This window comes from Pseudarthrobacter siccitolerans, assembly GCF_001046895.1.
Taxonomy (GTDB): domain Bacteria; phylum Actinomycetota; class Actinomycetes; order Actinomycetales; family Micrococcaceae; genus Arthrobacter; species Arthrobacter siccitolerans.
This window is the reverse complement of the sequence record NZ_CAQI01000041.1, coordinates 1-22,959: the sequence shown is the minus strand read 5'-3', so window position 1 is coordinate 22,959 and position 22,959 is coordinate 1. Positions and strand designations below refer to the sequence as shown.

The following is a 22,959-nucleotide window of genomic DNA, read 5'->3' as shown; positions in this document are numbered from 1 at the left end:
GGAAAAGACGGCGTGTCGCACCTGCCGCGCGGAGTAGCGGCGGAGTGCGGACGGCACCAAAAAGGGGCTCCGAAGTGACCTTCGGAACCCCTTCAGGTGACCAAACGCACGACGCCGGCCCGCGGCCAGGTGCCACACCCCGCCGCAGGCAGCGGCTGCTAGAGCTGGACCTCCCGGCGGTCCAGCACAACCTGCTGCACATCCAGGTAGCCGGACTGGAAGCCTGCCCGGGAGTAGCACAGGTAGAACAGCCACATCCGCTGGAACACCGCATCGAAGCCTAGCTCCGCCACCTCGCGGGACCGCTCCAGGAACCGCTCCTCCCACAAACGCAGCGTGGCGGCGTAGTGGTCCCCCATGCCCATCCGCTCGCGCACGCGCAGCGTGGTGTGCTGCTGGGTGACGGTCTCGATCGCCCGGACGGACGGCAGGAAGCCGCCGGGGAAGATGTACTTGTGGACCCAGGTGTAGGCGTTCCGGGTGGCCAGCATCCTGCCGTGGGGCATGGTGATCGCCTGGATGGCCACCTTTCCGCCCGGCGCCAGGACGCGGTCGATGGTCTGGAAATAGATGGGCCAGTATTCGTAGCCCACGGCCTCGATCATCTCCACGGACACCACGGCGTCGTACTCGCCTTCCACTGCCCGGTAGTCCTGCAGCGCCACTGTGACGCGGTCCGAATAACCGGCCGCGGCGATGCGCTCCTGTGCAAGGGCCTGCTGCTCGCTGGAGAGGGTGACGCTGTAGACGGTGGCGCCGCGGGCCGCTGCCCGCAGTGCCAGCTCGCCCCACCCGGTGCCGATTTCCAGCAGCCGGGTCCCTTCTCCCACGCCGGCTTTGTCCAGCAGCCGGTCAATTTTTGCCCGCTGTGCTTCCGCCAGGGCCTCCCATCCCACGGAGCCCAGCGCTCCGGCGTCAGCCGGGAACAGGGCTGAGGAGTAGCTCATGGTGGAGTCGAGGAAGTTCGAGAACAGGTCGTTGGAGAGGTCGTAGTGCCGGGAAATGTTGCTGCGCGTGTTGTGTTCGGCATTACGCTCCTGCCGCGGGGTACGCGGCAGGTACAGGGCCCGGAGTTTCTGCAGCGGAGTGGGAATCAGCGTGTCCACCGACGCGGCAAACACCTCGAGGACGCCGGCCAGGTCGCTGGCCTCCCAGTCCCCGGCCATAAACGACTCACCCAGCCCGATCAGGCCGTTGTCCCCGATCCGGGCTTCAAACGCTTCCGGCCGGACCATGACCATCACCGGGGCATCCGGCCCGCCTATCCCCAGGACAGTGCCGTCCGGGTACTCCACCCGCAGCGGCAGGCGCTTGACTGCCCCCTTGAAGAGGAGTCCGGCGGCCTTCCCGGCGATGGCTGCTTTGGCTCCCGACGGCGGCTGGGCCACTCCCGGCCACAGCTCCGCATCGATGGTGGCGGGCGACGCCGGCACTCCCGTTGGGTTCCAGGCTCCCGCCAGCTGCGTGGCGCCCTGGCCGAGCGCCGCCTTCGTGGCTTTGCCTTCAGCCTGCTGCGCGGCCTTGTCCCGGAAAGGAGCTGCAGCCGTTTCGTTGTTGTCCGTCATTGTCATTGAACTGCCTCCTGTGAGGGGTGGTGTGGTCTGGCGACGACGGGCAGGCGTCTTGCCCAGAGTGTAATGCCCTGTACCCGGATGAGCGCCGAAACCAACAGCGGCGCGGCCGGAACCGTGAACGCCGCCGCCAGGATGTTCCGCAGAGTGGCGGGCCGGCGCGAACCATCCATGGCTGCGACAAACGGCCGGTGGCCCTCGCGGTCCAGGACGATGGAAACGGCCAGCTTCTCCCCTGGCGCAGGCAGCTTCATCCGGTATTGCCCGTCCACATCGTTGAACGGTGAAACGTAGAACGCCTTGGGAACGGAAGCGCGCCCGGAGGGGTCCGTCCGGAGGAGATAGCAGTGCCGCTCACCGTACGTGTTGTGGACTTCGGCAACCACGCACTCAAGCTCGCCGCTGGAGCGGTAGCACCAGAACAGCGTCAGCGGATTGAAAACGTAGCCGAAAACCCTGGCGCTGGTCAGCATGTGGATAGGGCCGCCGTCGGGCTCTATCCCCTGCGTGCGCAGGTACCGCTCCACGTTGCTGCGGATGGTGGCGTCCGGATCGCCCAGATGGTCGCCGGACCGGAAGACGGCCAATGGCCGCAGCAGGAACGGCAGCCGCGGAAGCCTGTCAACGTCGACGAACCAGCTGTAGCTGCGGTACGTAAACGAGTTTTTCAAGGGGGTATGCCGCACGTGCGAGATGGACGTGCGGTAGATCGCGGAGCTCATACTGGTTCCGCGGCGGCAGCAAGCTGCCGCCCGCCGTCGTCGAACGAACCGGGCCCTTCAGCGGGCAGGACAGGAGCCCATTGCCGGCCAAGCTTTCCGGCGGCCCGGACGCCGGACAGCGCGCCGTCCTCATGGAAACCCCAGCCAAGGTAGGCGCCGGCATAGGCAATCCGGCTGTCGCTGAGTGCCGCGATTGCCTGCTGTGCCTGCACTGATTCAGGCGTGTACTGCGGGTGCTCGTAGACCATCCGCTCCAGTACGGCGTCATCGGCGATGAGTTCAGACTCCCCCAGGCTCACCAGGTACCGCTTGCCGTCCAGCGGGCTCAACCGCTGCAGGCGGGTCAGGTCGTAGCTGACCAGGACCTTGTCCGGCCGGGCTTCGCAGGACGGCAGCCGGTAGTTCCACGATGCCCTGGCGTTCCCGGCGGACGGCAGGACGGCAGGGTCCCGGTGGAACACCGTGTGGTTCACCGAATACGGCATCCCGCCCAGCGCTTCCTTCTCATCCGGCGTGGCGTCGGCCAGGAACCCGAGCGCCTGCGCCGGGTGGGTTGCGATGACAACGGCCTCGAAATCCTCGACGCCGGCTTCCGTCACCACCTCGATGCCCAGCGCATGCCGCCGGACTGCGGAGACGGGTGTGTTGAGCCGGACATCCGGGAGGGTGGCCGCCAGCTTCTCCACGTACCGCGCCGACCCGCCGGTGACCGTGCGCCACTGGGGTGAGCCCTTGACGCCGAGCAGCCCGTGGTGTCCCAGGAACGTGAAGAGATAGCGGGCCGGGTAGGCCAAAGCGGTGGTGGGATCGCAGGACCAGACGGCGCTGACCACCGGGGTCATAAAGTGGGAAACGAAGTAGGGGCTGAAGTTTTCACGCTCGAGGAACTCACCCAGGGTCAGTTCGGGAACTGCCTCGTCCGGGCTGACTGCGGAAACCGGGGCCGTGGTCAGCAGAGCCCTGGCCTTACGGTAAAAGCGGGTGACTTCCAGGAGCATCAGCAGGTAGCGCCCCCGCAGCAGGCTGGACGGGCGGGCGATGATGCCGCGGGCACCGCCGCGGGCACCGGCGTATTCCAGCCCGCAGCCGTCGCAGCGGATGGACATGCTCATTTCGGAGTCCTGGGTTTCCACCCCCAGCTCGGCAAACAGCCGCAGCAACGTGGGGTACGTCCGCTCGTTATGGACGATGAATCCGGTGTCCACGCCGAGAACCGAGCCGTCCGGTTGCGGCATGTCGTGGGTGTGGGCGTGCCCGCCCAGCCGCGAATCCGCCTCGAACAAGGTCACGTCGTCCTCGCGGTTGAGGACATAGGCGGCCGTCAGGCCGGCGACGCCGCTGCCGATGACGGCCACCCGCCGTCGTCCGGTTCCGCTTACTGCTGGGTCAGGTGACAATTGATGCTCCTCTGCTGAACATTTGCCAGTGATGGGTATACAGAGGGAAATTCGCACCACCCGGGCCGCCGGATGGGTCTGGGCTTCAGCTTCTTCGACGGTGTACGGCAGAGTACTGTGGGCTGGTGGTAAATCCGGTACACCTGAAGACCCTCCTGGAGGTCACGCGGCTGGGCTCGTTCGCGGCCGCCGCGTCAACGCTTGGCTACACCGCCTCAGCCGTTTCCCAGCAGATGTCCGCGTTGGAACGGGACACCGGCGTGGTCCTCTTCCAGCGCTCGGCGCGCAGCGTGGTGCCCACGGAAGCCGCCGTCGTGATGAGCCGGCACGCCGCCAAGGTGCTCACGGACATCGAGGCACTCATGGCCGCAGCCTCCAAAACCCAGGATTCGGCGCACCAGGAACTGCGCCTCGGGATCTTCCCCAGCCTGGCCACCTTTGTCCTGCCGCGGATCCTGAAGAATCCAACATGGAAGAACCTGGGCATCGACCTGAAGGTCTCCGTCGCTGAGCCCGGCCAGACCATCCAGGGCCTGCGTGCCGGCGGCGACCTGGACCTGGCAGTGGTTTTCCAGGTGGGCCAGACCGGCTTCGCCTGGCCCAACACGATCAACAGGCAATGGATCGGCGACGACGACTTCCGTGTGGTGTTGCCTGCGGGCTGGGGTTTCCGTGCCGAGGCGAAGGTGGCAGCGGACCACCTGTCCGAGATGCCCTGGATCGTGCACCATCCCGGAACGAGCGATGCCATGGTCATCGAACGGCTCTTTGCCGGCTGCAACCTGCACCCGCGGGTAGTGGCCCACAGCGACGACTTCCATGCCAGCCTGGAGATGGCCGCTGCCGGGCTGGGCGCGGCCCTGGTCCCCGAGCTCGCGCTGCGGAACAAGCCTGCCGGTGTGGTGGTGCTGGACGTCCCGGAAATCCGTCTGGCCCGCAATGTTTTTGCACTGCTCATCAACGACAGGAAAACCGCCCGGGTCCAGCTGTTCGTCGATTTGCTGGCCGAGACGTTCGCCGGGATGCCCAAGGCGGTGAATTAGGCCCGAACGCTGGAATGCACCGCACTTCGGGTCTATGTTGAAACTATGAACAAGGTAGCGAGCCAGCACTTTGGCGAGATCGAGCTCAACCACGGCAGCGATCACAACATTGCTGCCAAACATGAGCTGCGCGGCCATCCGCTGGAGATCGACCTGAACATCACCGCGCACGACCACTTCGACGAGGCGGCGCTTCGCAAGGTGGATTACCGGCTGCGGTTCCTGCCCGAACTGGTGGACGAGGTACGGGACATGATCGCGGAGGAGCTGGACCAGGAAGGCACCAGCCCCCAGGAATACCTTCACTTCCACTGCAACGCGCTCAAGGATGAGCACCTGCACAAGGTTTTTGGTGTCCAGCACCGGAGCCAGCTCACCAAGGAAGTGTTCCTCAAAGCACTGAAGCTGGGCCGCGTGGGTATTTATCCGGGCCAGCCTGAACGCTACTTCGTGATGGACTTCACCCTGGGCGAGCACTTCACCGATGAGGTCCTGGTGGCATCGGCGGACGAGGACGGCGTAGTGGACGACGAGATCGTCTGGGAGTCCTGACTTCTTGATTAAAGCCCGACGGCGGGTGGTCATCATTGGTGACCACCCGCCGTCGGGCATTTAGTTTGCTCTGATTACTTCGCCGCTTCCAGCAGTCCGGCGCGGACCGTCTTGGTGGCCTCGACCAGGTTCCGCAGGGATTCCTCGGTCTCAACATAACCGCGGGTCTTGAGGCCGCAGTCAGGGTTGACCCAGAGCTGGCGGGACGGAACGTGCTTCACAGCGGTGCTGAGCAGTTCGGTGACTTCCTCGGTGCCCGGAACGCGCGGCGAGTGGATGTCGTAGACACCCGGGCCAACGCCGCGGCCGAAACCGTGCGACTCGAGGTCGTGCACAACCTCCATGCGGGACCGGGCTGCCTCGATGGAGGTCACGTCCGCGTCCAGGCCGTCGATCGCGTCGATGATCACGCCGAACTCGGAGTAGCAGAGGTGGGTGTGGATCTGGGTGGCGTCGGCAGCACCGGCGGTGGCCAGGCGGAAGGAGTCCACGGACCACTTCAGGTAGTCGGCGTGGTCTGCCTTGCGCAGCGGCAGGAGTTCGCGCAGGGCGGGCTCGTCCACCTGGATGACCTTGATGCCGGCGGCTTCGAGGTCGGCGATCTCGTCGCGCAGGGCCAGGCCCACCTGGTTGGCGGTCTCACCCAGGGGCTGGTCGTCACGGACGAAGGACCAGGCCAGGATGGTGACCGGACCGGTGAGCATGCCCTTCATCGGCTTGCTGGTCAGGGATTGTGCGTACTGGGCCCACTCAACCGTGATGGGGGCGCTGCGGGTCACATCGCCCCACAGGATGGACGGACGGGTGCAGCGCGAACCGTAAGACTGGACCCAGCCGTGGACGGTGACGTCGAATCCTTCGAGGTTCTCGGCGAAGTACTGCACCATGTCGTTGCGCTCGGGCTCGCCGTGCACCAGGACGTCGTAGCCCAGCTCTTCCTGCAGGTCCACAACCCGCTTGATCTCGTCCTTCATGAGCTTTTCGTACTGCTCGTTGGTGAGATCGCCCTTGTTGTTGCGGGCGCGGGCCGAACGGATCTCCGACGTCTGAGGGAAGGAGCCGATGGTGGTGGTGGGCAGCGGCGGCAGGTTCAGTGCTTCTTCCTGGGCTGCTTCACGGACCGAGTACTCGGAGCGGGAGAAGTCGGCGGCGGTCAGGGCCTCGGTGCGGGCCCGGACGTCTGAACGGCGGACGCCTTCGGCGGTGGCGCGGGAGGCGATCACTGCCGTCGCTTCGTCGATGGCTGCCTTCGCGGAGGCGGGGTCTGCCAGGTACGCGGCGAGGGTCTTGACCTCCACGGCCTTCTGGTCGGAGAACGCGAGCCAGCTGCGCAGCTGCTCGGACAGCTGGGTTTCCTCGGCAACGTCGTGCGGAACGTGCTGGGTGGAGGTGGAGGTGGAAACGGCGAGCCTGCCGGCGGCCTCCTTCAGTGCATCCAGCTTCGCGGCGGATTCGGCGAGGTCGTTGCGCCAGATGTTGTGACCGTCCACGACGCCGGCAACCAGGGTTTTGTTGCCAAGGCCCTCCAGTGCTGCGGCCGAGGGAACTGCGCCCTTGAAGACGTCGATGTGCAGGGCGTCGATGTTGGTGGCGGCGAGGGTGCCGAGCTGGCCGTCGAGGGCGCCGTACGGGGTGGAGACGAGGATCTGCGGGCGGTTGGCTGCAGCGGTGAGGACCTCGTAGGCACGGGCAACGGCGGCTTCGATGTCGGCGGCCGGGGTGTCCTGGTCAACCACCAGGGCCGGCTCGTCGAGCTGGACCCAGCCGGCACCGGCTGCTGCGAGCTTCTCGAGCAACTGGACGTAGACGGGCAGGATGTCCTCAAGGCGGGACAGCGGGGCGAAGCCGGCAGGGGCGTCATCGGAGGCCTTGGAGAGCAGCAGGTAGGTGACCGGGCCAACGATGTACGGGCGGGTCTCGATGCCGTTGGCCAGGGCGAAGGCGAACTCGTCAACCTTGGCCGTGGAGGCGAGGGTGAACTCGGTCTCCGGACCGATTTCCGGCACCAGGTAGTGGTAGTTGGTGTCGAACCACTTGGTCATTTCCAGCGGCTGCTGTTCCTTGTTGCCGCGGGCCAGGGTGAAGTAGCCGTCGATGTCCAGCTGTCCCTCAGCGTTGAGGAGGTTGCCGAAGCGGGCCGGCACTGCGCCGAGGTGCGCGGTGGTGTCCAGGACCTGGTCGTAGTAGGAGAAGGTGCCGGGGACGGCGGCGGCTTCGGTCAGGCCGAGTTCCTGCAGGCGCCTGGCGATGGCCAGCTGGATGTCCTTGGCGGCGGCGTCCAGTGCGGCGGCGTCGATCTTGCCGGCCCAGTAGGCCTCGACGGCCTTCTTGAGCTCGCGGCGGCGGCCGATGCGGGGGTAGCCGAGGAGTGAGGCGGACGGGAAAGGCGTGTTGTTTTCAGGCATGGCAAATCCTCAGGTAGGAGCTGGGTTTGAAAGTGTGGGCTTAGAAGCCGGGGTCTAAAGCGCGGAGCGGCTCTGCGAAGGCGTCAGCTTGCGAGCTGGCGCCCGGCGAGGGCGGCCCGCCGGATCCCGGAACGGGAGTGCCGGGGAAGGGCCAGTTTGTCCAGCACTTCCAGTGCGCTTTGGTGTTCATTGAAGGTGTAGAGGTGGATGCCGGGCGCACCTGCATCCAGGGCGGCGTTGGCCAGGTCCACCGTGGCATCGACGCCAATGTGGAGGCGTTCAATGTCGTTGTCCGCGGCGGCCAGGCGTTCCATCAGTTCCGCGGCCGGCTCAACTCCGGCCAGTTCGCCCAGCCGCTTGAGGCGGCGGAGGCTGGTCAGCGGCATCACGCCGGGAATGATGGGGATGGTGACGCCGGCACGGCGTGCCCGGGTGAGGAGGTCGGCGTACTGCCCGGCGTGGAAGAAGACCTGGGTGATGGCGAAGTCCGCGCCGGAACGCTGCTTGGCGAGCAGCACCTCGACGTCGTGCTCCTCACTTGGCGACTCGGGGTGCCGGGTGGGGTATGCCGCCACGCCAACAGCGATCTTTCCTGCACAGAGCAGTGCTGAACGGCGCTGCTCCACGCGGCGGATGAGTTCGATCAGGTCCTGGGCGTACCGCAGGGCCCCGGGAACGGGTTCGCCGCCGTCCTTGGGGAGATCACCACGCAGGGCGAGGATCCCGCGCACACCGGTGTCCAGCAGTTCGCCGATGATGCCCGCCAGTTCCTGGGGCGTATTGCCAACGCAGGTCAGGTGGGCCAGCGGCCGGAGGGTGGTTTCGAGCAGGAGCCGGTTGATGAGCTCGACGGCGGTGTCCCGGTTGGAGCCGCTGGCACCATAGGTGACGGAGACGTAGTCGGGCTCGGTGGTTTCCAGTTCCCGGATGGTGGTCCAGAGCGTTTCCGCGGCTGCCGGCGAACGGGGCGGGAAAAGCTCGTAGGAAAGCGCCACCGGGGCGGTGTCGGAGAGATTCGGGTGTGTGTCAATAAGGCTTGGTGGCGACATTTGCATCCTTGGCTTTGGGCCATTGGGGGCTCCCCTGCCAAAAAACGGCGGGAGGCCGGCAATGAATTGAGTTTGGGGAACACGGAGGAACTCCACAAGGACGCAGCCGCGACTGTTACGCCTGGAATGAAGTTGTCCGTGAGCAAATGTCAGGCCCACATGGGGGCACCCACACCCTCCAAAACGGAGGATCGCTGACACGTTACCGCGGTAACTTGTATAGAACTCTATGAGTGGCGCGAGGAGCTTTCAAGTTGGGCTCCGAATTAAGACGCAGTCTTACGCCTTGTTTCTTTCCCGAACAGAACAATGTTCGCTCCGGCGCCGCTTCACGTTGCCGGCCGGCGCCCCGCTTCAAGGCCGGTCACCAAGGCCGGTCCACGCCGGGACCGGTTCCGGAGTCCTCGAGGTAGTCCGAGCGTTCCCGTCCATTGTTGCGTTCCCGCTGGGACTCCCGGGCGCTTTGCTCCAACTGTTCCAGCTGGTTCGGGCTCGGGGGATCTGCCTCCGGTTCCTCCGGCACGCCCTCCTCCGCCGCATTGCCCTGCTCCGCAACGGAGTCTCGGGCCGTGCTGAGTTTCCCGTTCAGGCGTCCTTCTGCCTGGCTGAGTTTTTCGCCGGCATCAGCAGCCGCTCCCCCTGAAAAGCAGCCGTCCGGGGCTGCACGGGCCACCTCCAGCGCCTCGGTAAACAGGGCCGCGGCACCCGCCCCATCCTCCGCACGCTGCTTCCCGTCCCCGAGCCGTTCGATGGACAGGACCAGGTTGAGCCGGATGGCGCAGGCGTCGGGGGAGCCTGGCGGGGCAAGGTCCAGGGCGTCCTCGAAGCGCAGCCGGGCAGCGGCAAAGTTGCCGGCGAGCGCCTCGGCGTCCCCCGCTGCGAAGGGCGCCTTGTGCCGTTCCACGATGTTTCCGGCCATGAGCGCATCTGCAGCCTGTCCGACGGCGGCCGCGTCCTTGGCGTCGAAGGCAGCGGCTGCGTGCCGGGCGAGGGGATCCAGGCTGAGCAGCCTGGCCGCCAGGCACAGCAGCAGCACGGCGGGCAAGGCTGACCACACCAGCAGGCGGCGCCTCATCGTGCCCCCTCCCTGGGCTGGCCGCCGTGCGGCGCACGAAGAGGGCTGCCTGTAAGCCGCACCTCACGCAGCTGCCGGATGATCCCTCTCATCTCCAGCAGTCCGAGTACAAAGGCCGCGGCGGCAAGGAGCCAGTACACCTCGGTCCGGCCGGTCAAAGTGCTGTCCTCCGAAGTCCGTTCCAAGGCCCCGGGCCGCGCCTCCTGCAGCATGGCTGAGGCCGCGTCCCCGTCCGACCGGTGCACGTAGGGCACGCCCAGCTGAGCCGCAATCCCCCGAAGCCGGTCCTCATCGATGACCGACAGGGCGTCCCTGGCGGCACTCCCGGTGAAGTCCTGGATGTAGGGGGAACCGGCGTCGGACTCCATCCCGGTGTTCTCCTTCATGCGTCCACCGCTGGAGGTTCCGTATCCCAGCACTGCTCCCCCGGCCACCAGTCCGTCATCGAGCGTGAGGGGTGCTGGTTCCGTTGCGCTGGTTTGCTCACCGTCACCCAGGTAGAACACCAGCCGGGGCCGGCCGGGGTGACTGTCCTTGGCAGCGGACAGGCGTTCAGCCAGCACCTCACGTGCGGCGGTGATGCTGCTGCCCTTGGCATAGACCGTGACCTGCGGTTCGAGAATGGCGGTGATGGTTTCCAGCGCTGAAGTGTCGGCGGTCAGGGGCATCCGGACACGGGCTTCGGTGTCAAAGGTGATCACGGAAAACCGGGCCCCCGGCAGTTCCTCGGCGATGGCCATGATGTCCTGGCGGACGCCAGCCAGGCGGGGCGCCGCATTTCCGTAGTCCTCGGCCACCATGCTGCTGGTGGTGTCCACTACAAAAAAGACGTTGAGGTCCGCCGTGGCTGCCTGGACGGAACCGCCGGGCACGCCGGGCCGGAGTGCAGCCGCCGCCACGAGAAGAACCAGCACGCTGCGGCGGACCCACGCCCGGCCTCCCGGCCGCAGCCGTTCGAGCACGATCCGCCAGACCATGAACAAGAGGGCAACCGCGATGACGGGCAGGAGGATCCACCACGGCAGGACCGGCAGCAACGTCATGGCCTGAGCCGCCAGGAAGCCACACCAAGGACGAGCCCGGACAGCAGGGCGGCGGCCAGCGGCAGGTCGGGCCCCTCGGTGACTACAGCACGGGGCGCCCCCTGGAGGGCGGATGCTTCGGTGTCCTGCACCGCGCGCACAATGCCGGGCACTGCCTCCGGGCTGTCCAGGGCGTAGTACGCTCCCCCGCTGAGCTCGGCGGCCGACCTCAGCTGCGCCCCGGGCTGGTTCTCATCAGTTCCGTAATCGAAGTCTCCGGGGTTGAGGGCATAAACATGCACATTCCGCTCCTTCGCCATCCGGGCAGCCTCCGCAAGACTCATGATGGGATCCCCCGAAACGAAGTTGTCCGTTGCGAGGACCACCGACCGCGAGCGCCGGGGCGGGCCGCTCTCCCGGCCGCCGCCCGCCTCGTTGCTGCCTGCCTGGTCCGTGCCGGACGGGAAGCTGGTGATGCAGGAGGCCAGTCCGTCCCCGATCAACGATGACCCGCGGCCGCTCCAGGTCCCGTCGAGGAAGCCGGATGATCCTGGTTTGCCGTTGAAGGCGTCCCGCGCAAGGGTCAGCTGTTCCCGGGCGTACTCATAGTCGTCGGTGAGGGGGAAGACCTGGACGGCTGTGCTGTCAAAAACAGTGAGCCCGATCCGTTCGCCCTTAAATTCATCCGCCAGCCGGGCAAACACCTCCACCACCTCGGCGTCCGCGCTGCTCATGGATCCGGAGGCGTCCAGGCACAGGACAATGTCACGGTTGTGCTGCTCCGGCCTGATGGTGTCCACGGCCACCGGGCGGCCGGCGGCCAGCAGGGTTGACGCCAGCAGGGCGCCGCAGGCGGCTGCTGCAACAACAAGCCAGCGGCGGTGCCTCCGCAACGCCGCCTGGTACTCGGGCAGTGACGTGAGCCTGTCAACGTGGGCTGCCGGCCGGCGTCGTGCGTTGGCGTTCCTGGCCGGATGCAACGCCGTCCAGGCCGCGAGGCCCGCCCCGGCTGCACCCAGCGGAACCACCCACCAGAACATCAGCTCCACGAGCGCACCGCCTCGCGTGCCGTCGCGGCGGAGGATGCGACGGCGGGCAGCGGCTCGGGCCCGAACTCGCCCGGGTACAGCGCACCGACGGCGTTCGCGGCCTGGGGCAGGGGGTGCTTGGCGAGGTCGGACTGCGTCATCCTGGGCGCGTCCACCCCGGTGGCGTCGCGCACGAACCGCCGCAGCAGGAGGCTGATCTCCTGATGAGCGGCACGGGCACTGATGCTCCCCGCTGCCGCCTGCTGCTCCACGTCAGCGATGCGTTGGAGGTAGGCCGCCTGGAGTGCGGGCAGGTCGGTGAGCGGGGCGGGGCGGGAAGCGGGCTTTGGGCGGGGACGCCTGGTGCCGGCCAGGACAAACGCGTACCAGGCTGCCACCAGCAGCACCAGGATTGCGCCTGCCCAGGTCCATAGCGGACTGTAGGGCAGCGGGCCGAGGAATCCGGGGTCAGCCTGCACGCCGGTGCCTTTCCAGGAGTGCGAACAGTTCCGTCATGACGTCCTGGCTGCCGGAAACCGAACCCTCGGTGATTCCTGCCAGGCGGAGCATGTCCTGCCTGCCGGCGTCCCTGTCCATCACCGCCCGGGCATAGGCTGCGGCAACACCGGCGGACCCTGCCAATTGCCCTGGCAGTGGCGTGGCATCGTGCACGCTGTACCAATCCCCTCCTGTGGCCAGTTCGGCATCGCGGACCGTGAGCCAGAGGATCTCGTGCTGCGCCCGGAGCCGGCGGAGCAGACCGGCCAGCGACGGGGTGGCCGTTAATTCATCCGCGACGACGAACAGCAGGAATCTCCCCTTGACGGTGCGGGCCACATGCTCCAGCTGGTCCTCCAGCCTGCTGGCAGCGGAATCCGCGGTGGCACTTGCATGGACGTGGCGCAGAAGCCGTTCGAGGTGGGCTTCGCCGCCTTTGGCCGGCAACGACCTTGTTTCCGTGGCGTCGCCGCTCACCAGGCCCACCACATCCCCGTGCCGGTGGGCCAGGTACGCCATCACCCCAAGCGCCATGACGGCTACATCCTTTTTGATTTCCCCGCCGGCAGCTTCGGCTGCCATATTGCGCCCGGTATCGGTGATGAGCAGGACCGTTTGCCTCCGGACGGCCACGTATCTTTTGATCAGCGGCGTTCCGTGGCGGGCCGTCGCCTTCCAGTCGATGTCGCGTACCTCGTCGCCGGGGACGTAGGCGCGGAGATCGTCGAAGTCCAGGCTGCGTCCGTGGAACACGGAACCGTATTCGCCGTCGAGCATGCCGCGGGCCTTGCGGTGCGCGAAGATGGCCATCTTCGACTTCACCCGGTGAAGGAGGCTTGTCATTCCGGCATCAGGGTGTCTGGACGGCGGCGACTACGGCGTCAATCACCGTCTCCACCGGTACCTGCTCCGCCACTGCCTCGAAATTCAGGATGAGGCGGTGCCGCAGGACGCGGTGGGCGAGTGATTTCACGTCCTCCGGAATCACGTGGTCCCGGCCCTGCAGCAGCGCCACTGCACGTGCCGCCTGGCTGAAGGCGATGCTGGCGCGCGGGCTGGCGCCGAACTCAATAAAGCCGGCGAGCCGCGCGTCGATGTACTGCTGCGCATTCCGGGTGACGTAGACCAGCCCCACGATGTAGTTGATGACCGCCGGATCGATGTAGATCCGCTTCACCACGTCCTGGACGCCGGCCACCGCATCCAGCGAAGCCGCAGCCGCCGGCTTTTGCCCGTCGGTGAACACTCCGGCATCGATCCGGCGGATGATCTCGGCTTCCTCCACGGGCGAGGGGTAGTCGAGGACGTCCTTGAGCATAAAGCGGTCCATCTGGGCTTCCGGAAGCTGGTAGGTGCCTTCCTGCTCGATCGGGTTCTGGGTGGCCAGGACCAGGAACGGGGACGGCAGCCGGTATTCCTGGCCACCGATGGAGGTCTGCCGTTCCTGCATGGCCTCCAGCATGGCGCTCTGGGTCTTGGCGCTGGAGCGGTTGATCTCATCCAGCAGCACGATGTTGGCGTGCACCGGGCCCAGCTGGGTGACGAAGGTTCCCTTGGCGGCGTCGTAGATCTGGGTCCCCACGATGTCGCTTGGCAGCAGGTCCGGTGTGCACTGGATCCGCCGGAACTCCGCGCTGATGGCTTCGGCGACGGTCTGGGCAGCGGTGGTCTTGGCAAGGCCCGGAACGCTTTCAAGGAGGATGTGACCACCGGTGAGCAGGCCCACCAGCAGCGATTCGCGCAGCCGGGACTGGCCTACCATCTTCGCGTCGAAGCTCCTGGAAATGCTGGCGGCAACCTGCTGCGCCCGGGCCAGCTCCTGCGGTTCGATCCTTGCCGAAGAGCTGGTTTGAAGCACTGCAATTCCCCCTGGTGGCTGTGTTGGGCGCGCGTTCCCGGCCGGACCGCGCTCCGCCGCCATCCTATCCAAGACGGATCCCCGGGTTTGGGCAATGGGGACCCCTCCCCACCGCAGCTGCGCAGGTCTATTCTTTTGACATGAGCGAGCTTCCAGCCAGTTACAAGGAGTTTCTCGCCGACAAGAGCGAGATGTTCATCAGCACCGTCAAGCCTGTCCTGCAGCAGTCAGCCGCGGACAAGCTTCATGGCGTCCGGGTTGTTTACAACCCCGGCGCGACCGGCCACCAGGCACACCTGGACGACAGCATCCCCTTCGGCGTGGTGGTGGAGGACATCGACTAGCAGCGACTACCCCCGCACCGCTCCGGACAATGCAAAGGAGTTGCCGGCACCCCTGGCCACAATGACGTACAGGGCCAGCACCGGCAGCGAATACAGGATGGAAAATGCGGCCAGCTGGCCGTAGGCAACTGCTCCATGCTGTCCAAAGAAGCTGAAAATGGATACCGCCGCGGGCTGCTTTGCCTCGGACAGGAGCAGCACAAACGGGACAAAGAAGTTGCCCCAGGCCTGGATAAACACAAAAATGAACACGACGCCGAGCCCCTGCCGCATCAGCGGCAGGACGATGGTGCGCAGCGCGGTCATCCTTGACGCGCCGTCCACCCACGCTGCTTCCTCCAGGGATACCGGCACGGCGTCCATGAAGTTCCGGGTCATCCAGATGGCCATGGGCAGGGCGGTGGCGGCCATAAACAGGGTGGTGGCCGGCAGCGAATCCAGCAGTTCCAGCTGGACGAAGAGCCCGTAGACCGGCACCATAATGGCCGTGATGGGCAGGCAGGTGCCCAGAAGCACCACGGACATAAACGGCGTGTTGAAACGGGACTGGAAGCGGGACAGCGGATAGGCGGCGAGGACGGCCGCCGCAAGCGTGACAAGGGCAGTCCCGGCCGAGAGGAGCAGGCTGTTCCACAGCGGCTGCAGCAGGAGCCCGGGTGTCATCACGGCAGCGAAGTTGTCCAGGGTGACGGCCTTTGGAATCCGTGTCTCGTGGCCCGCTTCGGCGTCAAAGGACGCCAGGACGAGCCACAGCAGGGGAAGCACAAAACAGGCGCCCAGCAGCAGGAGAGCCAGATCTGCGGGACTGCTGCGGCGGTGCCGCGGCCTGCGCGGACGCGCGGGCGCTTCGGAGGGGGCAACCCCTGGTGCCCTTGCCGGCGCGGTCAACGCTTCCCCTCCCTCAGCAGCCGGATGTAGCCGACACCGAACACCGCGCCGATGAGGAGCAGCACCGAAGCCACCGCAGTCCCGTACCCGATGTCGCCGAACTTGAAGGCTTCCTGGTAGGCCAGGACCGGGAGGGTAGTGCTGGAGTTGGCCGGGCCGCCGGCAGTCATCACCCAGATCAGGGTGAAAACAGCGAGCGTCTGCAGTGTGATGAGCATCAGATTGGTGGCGATGCTGTTCCGGATCATGGGCAGCGTAATGAAGGCCAGCCGTTGCCAGCCGGTCGCGCCGTCCATCTGGGCGGCTTCAACCACCTCGGCAGGAATATCGTTCAGGGCAGCGCGGTACACCAGCATGGAAAAGGCCGTGCCACGCCAGATATTGGCCAGCACCACCGCCGCCATCGGCCATGTATAGAGCCAGTCAGGCTGCCCCGCCCCCAGGCCACCCAGCAGTTGGTTCAGCGTTCCGTCCCGGCTGAAGTAGGCGTAGGCGGCGAAGGCCGCCACGATTTCGGGAAGCACCCAGGCCGCCACCACTGCGGTCCCCACCACCGCAGACACGGCCCGGCGCGCCCGCCGCATCAGTACAGCCAGAGCCAGCCCCAGCAGGTTCTGGCCCAGGACAGCGGACCCTCCCACGAACAACACGGTCAGGCCCAGCGAGAGCGGAAACACCGGGTCCAGCAGCAGCCGCTGGTAGTTCTCCAGCCCCACCCATTCAGGATTGCGTGCGTTCCTTCCCGTCAGTCCGGTATTGGTGAACGAGGCCTGGAAGGCCCAGAACACGGGTCCGGCGAGGAAAACCAGCAGGAGCAGGAGGGCAGGCAGGACAGGCAGATAGCGCAGCAGGCCCCGTCCCCCCGATCGGGCCGGCACCGCTTACTTCCGGACGGTCTTGTCGCCGCCCACAATGTCCGCAACGGCTGCGTCGTAGTCCGCAGCCGCCTGTTCGGGCGACTTTGCTCCGGTGATGACGGCCTCCGTTGCCTCCTGGACTGCCGCCGAGATGCGGGGGTAGTCGGAGGTGGCAGGGCGGTATCGGGTGACGGAGACGAGTCCGGAGACGTCCTTCACGAACGGATTGGCCGCCTGGTAGCCGGAGTCACCGGCAACATCGCTTCGGACCGCGATCTGGGAGCTGTCAAGCGTGAACTTCAGGGAGTTGTCCCGGTTCAGTGCAGTGCTGAGGAATTTGAAGGCGAGGTCCGGTTCCTTGGTCCCGGCTCCGATGGCCAGTGTCCAGCCTCCGGACATGCTCACGGCCCCGGGGTCGCCGCCGTCCTGGGTGGGGAACGGGGCCACGGCCATGTCCTGGGCGTAACCGGGCCATTCGTAGCTGCCGCCGTCCTGCCAGAACGACGGCGCGTAGGAACCTTCCACGGTGGCGCCGAGTTTTCCGGTGGGGAACCACTCGCCGAACACTTTCTTCCACACGTTCGCGTCAAGGGCTTCGGCAGGCGTCACGGCCAGCCCCTCGTCATAGAGGGTCTTGAGGAAGCCCAGCGAATCCTTGAACCCGGCGGATCCCACCACCCACTTTTTGGACTCTTCGTCGTAGAGGGTGGAGCCGGTGCCGTAGAGGAGCTCGTAGAAGCCCTGCATCACGGTGCCTTCGCCGGTGCCCTTCCCGGCGTACATGTTGAAGGGGATCACGGAGGGGTCGTCCGCCTTGATCTTCCGGGCGGTGTCAAGAATCTCCTGCCAGTCGCGCGGCTGCCAGGGCAAACTGATCCCGGCGGCTTCGAAGACCTTTTTGTTGTACCAGATGGCCCGCGTGTCGGTGCCCAGCGGCACTGCGTAGGTGCCGCCGTCGTCCGCGCGCCCTGCTGCCTTGGCGCCGTCGTCGAACTTCGCCCAGTCCGCCCAGCCCTCAAGGTAGCTGTCCAGCTTCAGGAGGTATCCGGCGTCCACGTCGGAGCGGACCTTGAAGGTGTCCTCGTAAAAGACGTCCGGGGCGGTGGATGGGGATCTGAGCGCAAGGGCCAGCTTGGTGCCGTAATCGTCGTCGTTCCCCTGGATGGGCAGCAGCTCAACGGTGACACCCTGGTTGGCCGCCTCAAACTCCTGCTTGGCGGCCTGGAACATCGTCTCCAGCGCGGTGAAGGAATCGGTCTTCTGATAGACCACCTTCAGGGACTTGGAGCCCTCTTGGGGAGACGCCGGCGTACACGCCGTGAGGATGAACGCTGCAGCAGCGATGAGGGACATGCTCTTCAGGCCCGGGCGGCGCATGGTGCTCCATTCGATCGAAGGCTGCGGACCCCGTTGTCAGCGGGCCCCAGCCGCGGCAATACGCAAATGCTAGATGGGAGTCCTGCCCCGAACAAGGGCAGGGCGCCCCCTAACTCTCCAGGAGGAGCCTCTGGGCACGCGGCGCCAGGGTGTGTTCCAGGACCAGGGAGGCAGCGCCGATGGCGCCCACATCCTCGCCCACCCCGGTTCCCACCACCTCGATGCGGTGGATCAGCCGCGCAGCGCTGTTGGCCTCCAGCAGCGGCGGCACCTTCGCGAGGTAGCGTTCGGCCAGGCCGCTCCAGAACGGGCCGCCAAAGACCACCCGCTCCACGTCAAGGGTATTGGTGACCACCGACACTGCGCGGGCAACCAGCACCGCAGACTTGTCGATGATGGCCAGCGCCCGTTCGTCACCGGCGTCCGCGAGTTCGCACAGCCGGGAGAAGCTTTGCTGTACCTCGGCGCCGCTGTTGCCGGACCGGGAGCCGTCCAGGATGCCTGCAGCCTCGGCCTCGGCCACCAGGACCTGCGGGATGCAGGAGGACTTGACGCAGCCCCGCAGGCCGCAGTCGCACTCAGGGCCGTCCGGGTCCACCATGATGTGGCCGATTTCGCCGGCGTTGCCCGAGGTGCCGCGCACCACTTCGTCGTTCAGCACAATCCCGCAGCCGATGCCGGTGCCCATGTACATAAAGATGAAGCTGCCCGCTCCGCTCGGACCGCCGGCCCACGTTTCGGCCACCGCGGCGCTGGTGACATCCTTGTCCACCAGGACCGAGTATCCGGTGGCCTCGGAGAGCGCGTTGCGCAGTTCCACCCGGTCCCAGCCGGGCAGGAGAGGCGGGTCCACCACCGTGCCGTTGTCCAGGTCGATGGGGCCGGGAGCCGCCACGCCGAGGCCTGCGATCCTGTCCCGGTCCACGCCGGAGTTTTCCACCAGCTGGGCGATCTCCGCGGCGATAGTGGAAATGACTGCCGAAGGATCGTTGCCGCCGGGCGTCTTGATGCGGGAGTGCTGCACCACCGCACCCACGAGATCCAGGACCACGAACGTGGTGACGGCGGGGTCCAAGTGGACGCCGACGGCGAACATCCCGTGGGGGTTGAGGCGGAGGATGGTGCGGGGCTTGCCCGGGCCGCTGCCCTCCTTGCCGGCTTCGACAATGAGGTTCTGGTCCAGGAGGCGGCGGGAAATGTTCGAGATGGTCTGCGGCGAGAGGCCCACGATCTGGGCGAGTTCCACCCTGCTGAGTCCGCCTGAGGACCTGCGGATGGCATCAAGGATCACCGTGAGGTTGAAGTCGCCCATCCGGGGAAGGTTCGTGCCGCGCCTCGGTGAGGATTGACGGATCTCAGTCACGGCGTCCCCTTCGTCTTCTGCACATACTTACTGATGTCTGAATCGTACGTTACGCACCCCCGCAGACCCATAGGAACGGCCGACGGCGCGGCGCATTGTGCGGGAAAGCGCAATGGGCTGCGGGGCGCGGCGGTCCGCTGCCCCGGCGGCGCAGTTTGCAAGGTCAGCCCGGGGTGCGGCGGGTGCTCAGTGTCACCGTGAATTTGGGGTTCTGGCCTTTGACGACGGTAGGGCCGACGTGGCGTTCAAGGGCTGGGGAGTAGGCCAAATGCCGGTTGAAGACGGTCCAGAGTTCCCCGCCCGGGGCCAGTACACGGCCTGCTGCTTCGATGAGCTTCAGGCCTGCTCCGGCATGCACACCGGCCCCCACATGGAACGGCGGGTTCAGGAGGATCAGGTCTGCACTGCCGTCCGCGAGCGTTGCCATGGCGTCGTCCTGCAGCACGTTGACCTGCCCCGCCAGGCCGTTGGCGGCGGCCGTCGCCAGTGCGGATGCCACCGCTGCGGCTGACTGGTCCGTTGCAGTGACGGTTCCCCCCGGATGCTGCCGGGCGTACATGGCGGCAAGGATCCCGGTGCCGCAGCCAAGGTCGACGGCGTGCCGTGCGGTGCGCATGTCAGGCAGGAACGTCAGCAGGAACCTGGTGCCGATGTCCAGGCGCGGGCCTGCGAAGACGGCGCCGTGGGCGGCAACGTTGAGGTCGATTTCGGCGAGGTGTTCGACCACGGGAAAGCGCTCCGGTTCCCCGCTCCCCCGTGGACCGCTGGCCACAATGACGCGGGATTTCTGCCGCGCCAGCTGGGGTGTGACCGAGCTGAAGTGACGTTCCAGGACAGCATTCATGCCCAGGGACATGTGTTTGACCCGGCCGCCGGCCAGGAGCACGACGTCCGGCGCGGCATGCCGTGCCACTGCCTCCGCGATCTGGTCCAGTTCGGCGAGGGTCTTGGGTAACTGCAGCAGCACCATGCCGGCGCCCTGGAGCAGTTCCGGGCCGAGGGGCAGCTGGGTGAAGCCGGCCTCCGCAGCATCGGGGCCGAGCACCTCCGCGGTGTTCAGGCGCAGCGCCTGCTCGCCGGTGATGAGGTCCTGGTGGACGCGGAGCGTTCCGGGATTGAGTACTGCCAGGGCCCCGAGGGTCAGGGCGCCGTAGCGGTCACCGATGACCGTTATGCTGCTTCCCGGCAGCATCCGCTCGGCGGCAGCGTCGAGCAGCAGGCGGTCCGTTGCATCCCAGGCCTGCAGGTTGGGTGCTTCAACGTCCGGCCGCCGCCGGAGCCTGGGGAGGACCTCGTCAAGCCTCGTTACTGCCACCTGGTTCCTGCCGCCTTCTCCTGTTTGCAAGTCTCCGTCCGGGCTCCGGACGGTCAGCCCCAATTTACCGTCCCGGCGGTGGGGCGGATCCCGGGCAGTTTCAGGATCGCCGCAACCGCGGCGCGTCCGGCGCGGTTGGCCCCGATGGTGGACGACGATGGGCCGTAGCCCACCAGATGGACGCGCGGCTCGTTTGCCACCTGCGTCCCGTCCATCAGGATGCCCCCGCCCGGCCCGCGGAGGTGCAGCGGGGCGAGGTGTTCAAGTTCCGCCCTGAACCCGGTGGCCCACAGAATAACGTCTGCCGCCAGGTGGCCTCCGTCCGCCAGCCGGACGCCGTCTGGTTCAATGGCGGTGAACATGGGCTGCCGGTCAAGGGCACCCCGTGCTGCCGCCGCCCGCAGTGGCGGTGTCCAGATCAGGCCTGTTACGGACACAACGCTTTGCGGCGGCAGTCCCTGGCGCACCCGTTCCTCCACCAGCGCCACGGCATCGTGCCCGGCTTTGGCATCAAACTCCGCGTCCCGCCATACCGGCTTCCGCCGGGTGAACCAGCTGGTGGTGGTCACAAGGGAGATCTCGTCCAGGAGGCCCACGGCGGAGATCCCGCCGCCCACCACGATGACGTGATGGCCCACGAATTCTTCGGCTGAAACATAATCGGCCACGTGCAGTTGCCTGCCCCGGAATGTGTGCTGGCCGGGGTAGATCGGCCAGAAGGGCCGGGTCCAGGTTCCGGTGGCATTAATCACCGCGGCGGCGCTCCAGTCCCCGCGGGACGTGCTGACCAGCAGCCTCCCGGCCGGGTCGTCGTCCTCGCGGCTGACGGAGGCGACCTTGACCGGGCGCTGGACGCGCAGGCCCAGTTCTTCCTCATAGTCCCGGAAGTAGCGCGTCAGGAACTCCGAACTGGGTTCCCTGGGGTCCACGGCAGGCTTGGCGATGCCGGGAAGATCGCTGATGCCGTTCACAGTGGCCATCCGAAGGCTCTTCCACCGGTGGCGCCAGGCACCGCCCGGACCCTCCTCGGCGTCGAGCACTGTAAAGTCCAGTCCGCGCCGCTGGAGGTGGTAGGCGGCGGAAAGCCCCGCCTGGCCCGCACCGATAACAACAACGTCGGCGCGGGGAGAATTCACCCACCCATGATAGTCGGGCGGGCCCTCCCTCCCTTAGTGTTGGCCCAACGACACAGGGAGGACAGCCATGACCACCAGAAGAGGGAATGCAGACCGGCTCGCAAAAGCCCTGGCCATTGTGCTGGGCACGAAGGAAATCCCGCTCCGGCTGCGGGCGTGGGACGGTTCCGAAGCCGGCCCGGAAGACGCTCCGGTGCTCGAATTCCGCTCCCGCCGGGCATTGCGGCGCATCCTGTGGTCCCCCGGCCAGCTGGGCCTCAGCCGCGCCTACGTGTCAGGTGACATAGACTCCCCCGGGGATATCTTCGCCGCCTTCACGGCGCTCAGTTCGGCCGGCAAGTTCGCCGAACCAGGGCCGTTCAAGCCGCTCACCACAGGTGAACTCTGGACGCTGGTGCGCACGGCGGTGAGGTTGGGAGCGCTCGGCCCCAACCCTGCTCCCCCGGCCGAGGAAGCGCGGGTTGCCCGGAAGGGCCGCCCCCATTCCCGGCGCCGTGATTCCGCTGCTATTTCCCACCACTATGACGTGGGCAACGATTTCTATTCCCTGGTACTGGGGCCGTCCATGGTCTACTCCTGCGCTGTGTGGCCCGAAGAGGCCTGGCCCTCCAACGGGGAAGGACCGGTTCCCACCGGTTCACGCCTTGCCGGTGGTTTGGACGCCGCCCAGGAAGCCAAACTTGACCTGGTGTGCCGCAAACTGGGACTCACCGCAGGCATGCGGGTGCTGGACGTCGGCTGCGGCTGGGGCAGCTTCGCCCTCCATGCCGCGGGCAAGTACGGTGTCACGGTGGTGGGCGTGACGCTGTCCACAGAGCAGGCAAACCTGGCCCGCAAACGGGCGGCAGAAGCGGGCCTCACGGAGAACGTGGACATCCGGGTGCAGGATTACCGGGATGTCCAGGACGGGCCCTTTGACGCCATCAGTTCCATCGGCATGTCGGAGCACGTGGGACGAGCCGAAATGCCCCGGTACACCGCCGCATTGTTCAGCCTGCTCCGTCCCGGCGGCCGGCTGCTGAACCACGCGATCTCGTGGAATGCCGGGCCCACGGACCCCGATCCAGATTCCTTTATCCCCCGGTACGTTTTTCCTGACGGCGAGATGATCAGCCTGGGCGAAATGGCAACAGCATTGGAATCCGCAGGCTTCGAGATCCTGGACGTGGAGGCACTGCGCCGGCACTACGCGCTCACGCTCCGGGCATGGGTCAACAGGCTGGAGGAACACTGGGACGAAGCCGTAAAGCTGACCAGCCTGGGCCGCGCGCGGGTGTGGCGGCTGTACATGGCGTCCAGTGCGTTGGGTTTTGAAAACGGGCTCACGGGAGTAAACCAGGTCCTGGTCCAGCGGCCGGGCGGAGACCCGCCGCCCCTGCGCCGGGCCCAGTGGCTGTAGCGGCTGCTTCCTGACCGCCCGCTAACCCGGGCTCCTGGGCTTGTTCGTGGATCCGAACCT

The 22,959-nt window shown here is 66.7% G+C and carries 21 protein-coding genes; 4 read left to right on the top strand and 17 right to left on the bottom strand.

Translation table 11 applies throughout. The features are described from left to right. Positions 1 to 158: 158 nt before the first annotated feature. Genes ARTSIC4J27_RS08905 through ARTSIC4J27_RS08895 form a run of 3 tightly spaced genes read right to left on the bottom strand, consistent with a single transcriptional unit; the run spans position 159 to position 3,690 of the window. Positions 159 to 1,571: a class I SAM-dependent methyltransferase gene (locus ARTSIC4J27_RS08905; RefSeq protein ID WP_200900774.1), complete on the bottom strand. Its 1,413-nt coding sequence runs from the start codon at positions 1,569 to 1,571 to the stop codon at positions 159 to 161. Next, positions 1,568 to 2,293 (bottom strand): DUF1365 domain-containing protein, encoded by a 726-nt coding sequence (locus tag ARTSIC4J27_RS08900; RefSeq protein WP_050054846.1) that lies wholly within the window; start codon positions 2,291 to 2,293, stop codon positions 1,568 to 1,570. Before ARTSIC4J27_RS08900 ends, ARTSIC4J27_RS08905 begins: the two co-directional genes overlap by 4 nt. After that, positions 2,290 to 3,690 carry an NAD(P)/FAD-dependent oxidoreductase gene (locus ARTSIC4J27_RS08895; protein ID WP_050054845.1) on the bottom strand — a complete coding sequence of 467 codons (1,401 nt, stop codon included), beginning with the start codon at positions 3,688 to 3,690 and terminating at the stop codon, positions 2,290 to 2,292. Before ARTSIC4J27_RS08895 ends, ARTSIC4J27_RS08900 begins: the two co-directional genes overlap by 4 nt. A 125-nt stretch (positions 3,691 to 3,815) precedes the next feature. Here ARTSIC4J27_RS08895 and ARTSIC4J27_RS08890 point away from each other — a divergent pair, with 125 nt between their 5' ends. Together ARTSIC4J27_RS08890 and ARTSIC4J27_RS08885 are read left to right on the top strand one after the other, a co-directional pair. After that, complete coding sequence (locus ARTSIC4J27_RS08890) at positions 3,816 to 4,733, top strand: LysR family transcriptional regulator (RefSeq protein ID WP_050054844.1); 918 nt, start codon at positions 3,816 to 3,818, stop codon at positions 4,731 to 4,733. A 45-nt stretch (positions 4,734 to 4,778) separates the two neighbouring features. Further along, positions 4,779 to 5,285, top strand: coding sequence for a DUF2004 domain-containing protein (locus ARTSIC4J27_RS08885; RefSeq protein WP_050054843.1), 507 nt, complete (start codon positions 4,779 to 4,781; stop codon positions 5,283 to 5,285). A gap of 74 nt (positions 5,286 to 5,359) precedes the next feature. Here the strand turns inward: ARTSIC4J27_RS08885 and metE are convergent, their stop codons facing one another. The 8 genes from metE to ARTSIC4J27_RS08845 all read right to left on the bottom strand — a co-directional run bounded on the left by metE (position 5,360) and on the right by ARTSIC4J27_RS08845 (position 14,220). Beyond that, positions 5,360 to 7,690 (bottom strand): 5-methyltetrahydropteroyltriglutamate--homocysteine S-methyltransferase, encoded by a 2,331-nt coding sequence (gene metE / locus ARTSIC4J27_RS08880; RefSeq protein ID WP_050054842.1) that lies wholly within the window; start codon positions 7,688 to 7,690, stop codon positions 5,360 to 5,362. Positions 7,691 to 7,773: 83 nt separating this feature from the next. Next, entirely contained in the window at positions 7,774 to 8,739 is a 966-nt protein-coding gene (locus tag ARTSIC4J27_RS08875) for a methylenetetrahydrofolate reductase (RefSeq protein WP_050054841.1), read from the bottom strand. Positions 8,740 to 9,103: 364 nt separating this feature from the next. Beyond that, positions 9,104 to 9,814 carry a hypothetical protein gene (locus ARTSIC4J27_RS08870; protein ID WP_050054840.1) on the bottom strand — a complete coding sequence of 237 codons (711 nt, stop codon included), beginning with the start codon at positions 9,812 to 9,814 and terminating at the stop codon, positions 9,104 to 9,106. Next, a complete protein-coding gene (locus tag ARTSIC4J27_RS08865; protein WP_050054839.1) occupies positions 9,811 to 10,857 on the bottom strand; it encodes a vWA domain-containing protein in 1,047 nt (348 codons plus the stop codon). The genes ARTSIC4J27_RS08870 and ARTSIC4J27_RS08865 overlap by 4 nt, the downstream gene beginning before the upstream one ends. Next, the gene (locus ARTSIC4J27_RS08860) at positions 10,854 to 11,885 is read right to left on the bottom strand and encodes a vWA domain-containing protein (protein WP_050054838.1); all 1,032 of its coding nucleotides are present in this window, start codon (positions 11,883 to 11,885) and stop codon (positions 10,854 to 10,856) included. The genes ARTSIC4J27_RS08865 and ARTSIC4J27_RS08860 overlap by 4 nt, the downstream gene beginning before the upstream one ends. Continuing rightward, positions 11,876 to 12,343 carry a hypothetical protein gene (locus ARTSIC4J27_RS08855; RefSeq protein WP_050054837.1) on the bottom strand — a complete coding sequence of 156 codons (468 nt, stop codon included), beginning with the start codon at positions 12,341 to 12,343 and terminating at the stop codon, positions 11,876 to 11,878. The genes ARTSIC4J27_RS08860 and ARTSIC4J27_RS08855 overlap by 10 nt, the downstream gene beginning before the upstream one ends. Next, a complete protein-coding gene (locus ARTSIC4J27_RS08850; protein WP_050054836.1) occupies positions 12,333 to 13,205 on the bottom strand; it encodes a DUF58 domain-containing protein in 873 nt (290 codons plus the stop codon). Before ARTSIC4J27_RS08850 ends, ARTSIC4J27_RS08855 begins: the two co-directional genes overlap by 11 nt. A 7-nt stretch (positions 13,206 to 13,212) precedes the next feature. Next, positions 13,213 to 14,220 (bottom strand): AAA family ATPase, encoded by a 1,008-nt coding sequence (locus tag ARTSIC4J27_RS08845; RefSeq protein ID WP_050054835.1) that lies wholly within the window; start codon positions 14,218 to 14,220, stop codon positions 13,213 to 13,215. 140 nt (positions 14,221 to 14,360) lie between these two features. On the opposite strand from ARTSIC4J27_RS08845, the gene ARTSIC4J27_RS08840 reads away from it, so the two are divergent. Beyond that, positions 14,361 to 14,564, top strand: a complete 204-nt coding sequence (locus ARTSIC4J27_RS08840) for a hypothetical protein (RefSeq protein ID WP_050054834.1) — start codon at positions 14,361 to 14,363, stop codon at positions 14,562 to 14,564. A 6-nt stretch (positions 14,565 to 14,570) separates the two neighbouring features. Here ARTSIC4J27_RS08840 and ARTSIC4J27_RS08835 read toward each other — a convergent pair whose 3' ends face one another. The 6 genes from ARTSIC4J27_RS08835 to ARTSIC4J27_RS08810 form a co-directional block, all read right to left on the bottom strand. Continuing rightward, on the bottom strand, positions 14,571 to 15,452 hold the full coding sequence (locus ARTSIC4J27_RS08835; RefSeq protein WP_083435384.1) for a carbohydrate ABC transporter permease: 882 nt from the start codon (positions 15,450 to 15,452) through the stop codon (positions 14,571 to 14,573). Further along, positions 15,449 to 16,330 carry a carbohydrate ABC transporter permease gene (locus ARTSIC4J27_RS08830; RefSeq protein WP_083435383.1) on the bottom strand — a complete coding sequence of 294 codons (882 nt, stop codon included), beginning with the start codon at positions 16,328 to 16,330 and terminating at the stop codon, positions 15,449 to 15,451. Before ARTSIC4J27_RS08830 ends, ARTSIC4J27_RS08835 begins: the two co-directional genes overlap by 4 nt. 3 nt (positions 16,331 to 16,333) lie before the next feature. Continuing rightward, positions 16,334 to 17,686 carry an extracellular solute-binding protein gene (locus ARTSIC4J27_RS08825; RefSeq protein ID WP_050054833.1) on the bottom strand — a complete coding sequence of 451 codons (1,353 nt, stop codon included), beginning with the start codon at positions 17,684 to 17,686 and terminating at the stop codon, positions 16,334 to 16,336. 109 nt (positions 17,687 to 17,795) lie between these two features. Beyond that, positions 17,796 to 18,998, bottom strand: coding sequence for an ROK family transcriptional regulator (locus ARTSIC4J27_RS08820; protein WP_050054832.1), 1,203 nt, complete (start codon positions 18,996 to 18,998; stop codon positions 17,796 to 17,798). Positions 18,999 to 19,212: 214 nt separating this feature from the next. Next, entirely contained in the window at positions 19,213 to 20,364 is a 1,152-nt protein-coding gene (locus tag ARTSIC4J27_RS08815; protein WP_050054831.1) for a class I SAM-dependent methyltransferase, read from the bottom strand. Positions 20,365 to 20,417: 53 nt separating this feature from the next. Further along, on the bottom strand, positions 20,418 to 21,500 hold the full coding sequence (locus tag ARTSIC4J27_RS08810; RefSeq protein ID WP_050054830.1) for an FAD-dependent oxidoreductase: 1,083 nt from the start codon (positions 21,498 to 21,500) through the stop codon (positions 20,418 to 20,420). 67 nt (positions 21,501 to 21,567) lie between these two features. Here ARTSIC4J27_RS08810 and ARTSIC4J27_RS08805 point away from each other — a divergent pair, with 67 nt between their 5' ends. Next, entirely contained in the window at positions 21,568 to 22,899 is a 1,332-nt protein-coding gene (locus ARTSIC4J27_RS08805; RefSeq protein WP_050054829.1) for an SAM-dependent methyltransferase, read from the top strand. Positions 22,900 to 22,959 lie beyond the last annotated feature (60 nt).

What these genes read in the sequence shown, in the direction of transcription:
- ARTSIC4J27_RS08905 (WP_200900774.1), bottom strand. Translation starts at nt 1,571, where the DNA reads ATGACAATGACGGACAACAACGAAACGGCTGCAGCTCCTTTCCGGGAC.
- metE (WP_050054842.1), bottom strand. Translation starts at nt 7,690, where the DNA reads ATGCCTGAAAACAACACGCCTTTCCCGTCCGCCTCACTCCTCGGCTAC.
- ARTSIC4J27_RS08820 (WP_050054832.1), bottom strand. Translation starts at nt 18,998, where the DNA reads ATGGGCGACTTCAACCTCACGGTGATCCTTGATGCCATCCGCAGGTCC.
- ARTSIC4J27_RS08875 (WP_050054841.1), bottom strand. Translation starts at nt 8,739, where the DNA reads ATGTCGCCACCAAGCCTTATTGACACACACCCGAATCTCTCCGACACC.
- ARTSIC4J27_RS08865 (WP_050054839.1), bottom strand. Translation starts at nt 10,857, where the DNA reads ATGACGTTGCTGCCGGTCCTGCCGTGGTGGATCCTCCTGCCCGTCATC.
- ARTSIC4J27_RS08850 (WP_050054836.1), bottom strand. Translation starts at nt 13,205, where the DNA reads ATGACAAGCCTCCTTCACCGGGTGAAGTCGAAGATGGCCATCTTCGCG.
- ARTSIC4J27_RS08840 (WP_050054834.1), top strand. Translation starts at nt 14,361, where the DNA reads ATGAGCGAGCTTCCAGCCAGTTACAAGGAGTTTCTCGCCGACAAGAGC.
- ARTSIC4J27_RS08825 (WP_050054833.1), bottom strand. Translation starts at nt 17,686, where the DNA reads ATGCGCCGCCCGGGCCTGAAGAGCATGTCCCTCATCGCTGCTGCAGCG.
- ARTSIC4J27_RS08805 (WP_050054829.1), top strand. Translation starts at nt 21,568, where the DNA reads ATGACCACCAGAAGAGGGAATGCAGACCGGCTCGCAAAAGCCCTGGCC.
- ARTSIC4J27_RS08900 (WP_050054846.1), bottom strand. Translation starts at nt 2,293, where the DNA reads ATGAGCTCCGCGATCTACCGCACGTCCATCTCGCACGTGCGGCATACC.
- ARTSIC4J27_RS08885 (WP_050054843.1), top strand. Translation starts at nt 4,779, where the DNA reads ATGAACAAGGTAGCGAGCCAGCACTTTGGCGAGATCGAGCTCAACCAC.
- ARTSIC4J27_RS08870 (WP_050054840.1), bottom strand. Translation starts at nt 9,814, where the DNA reads ATGAGGCGCCGCCTGCTGGTGTGGTCAGCCTTGCCCGCCGTGCTGCTG.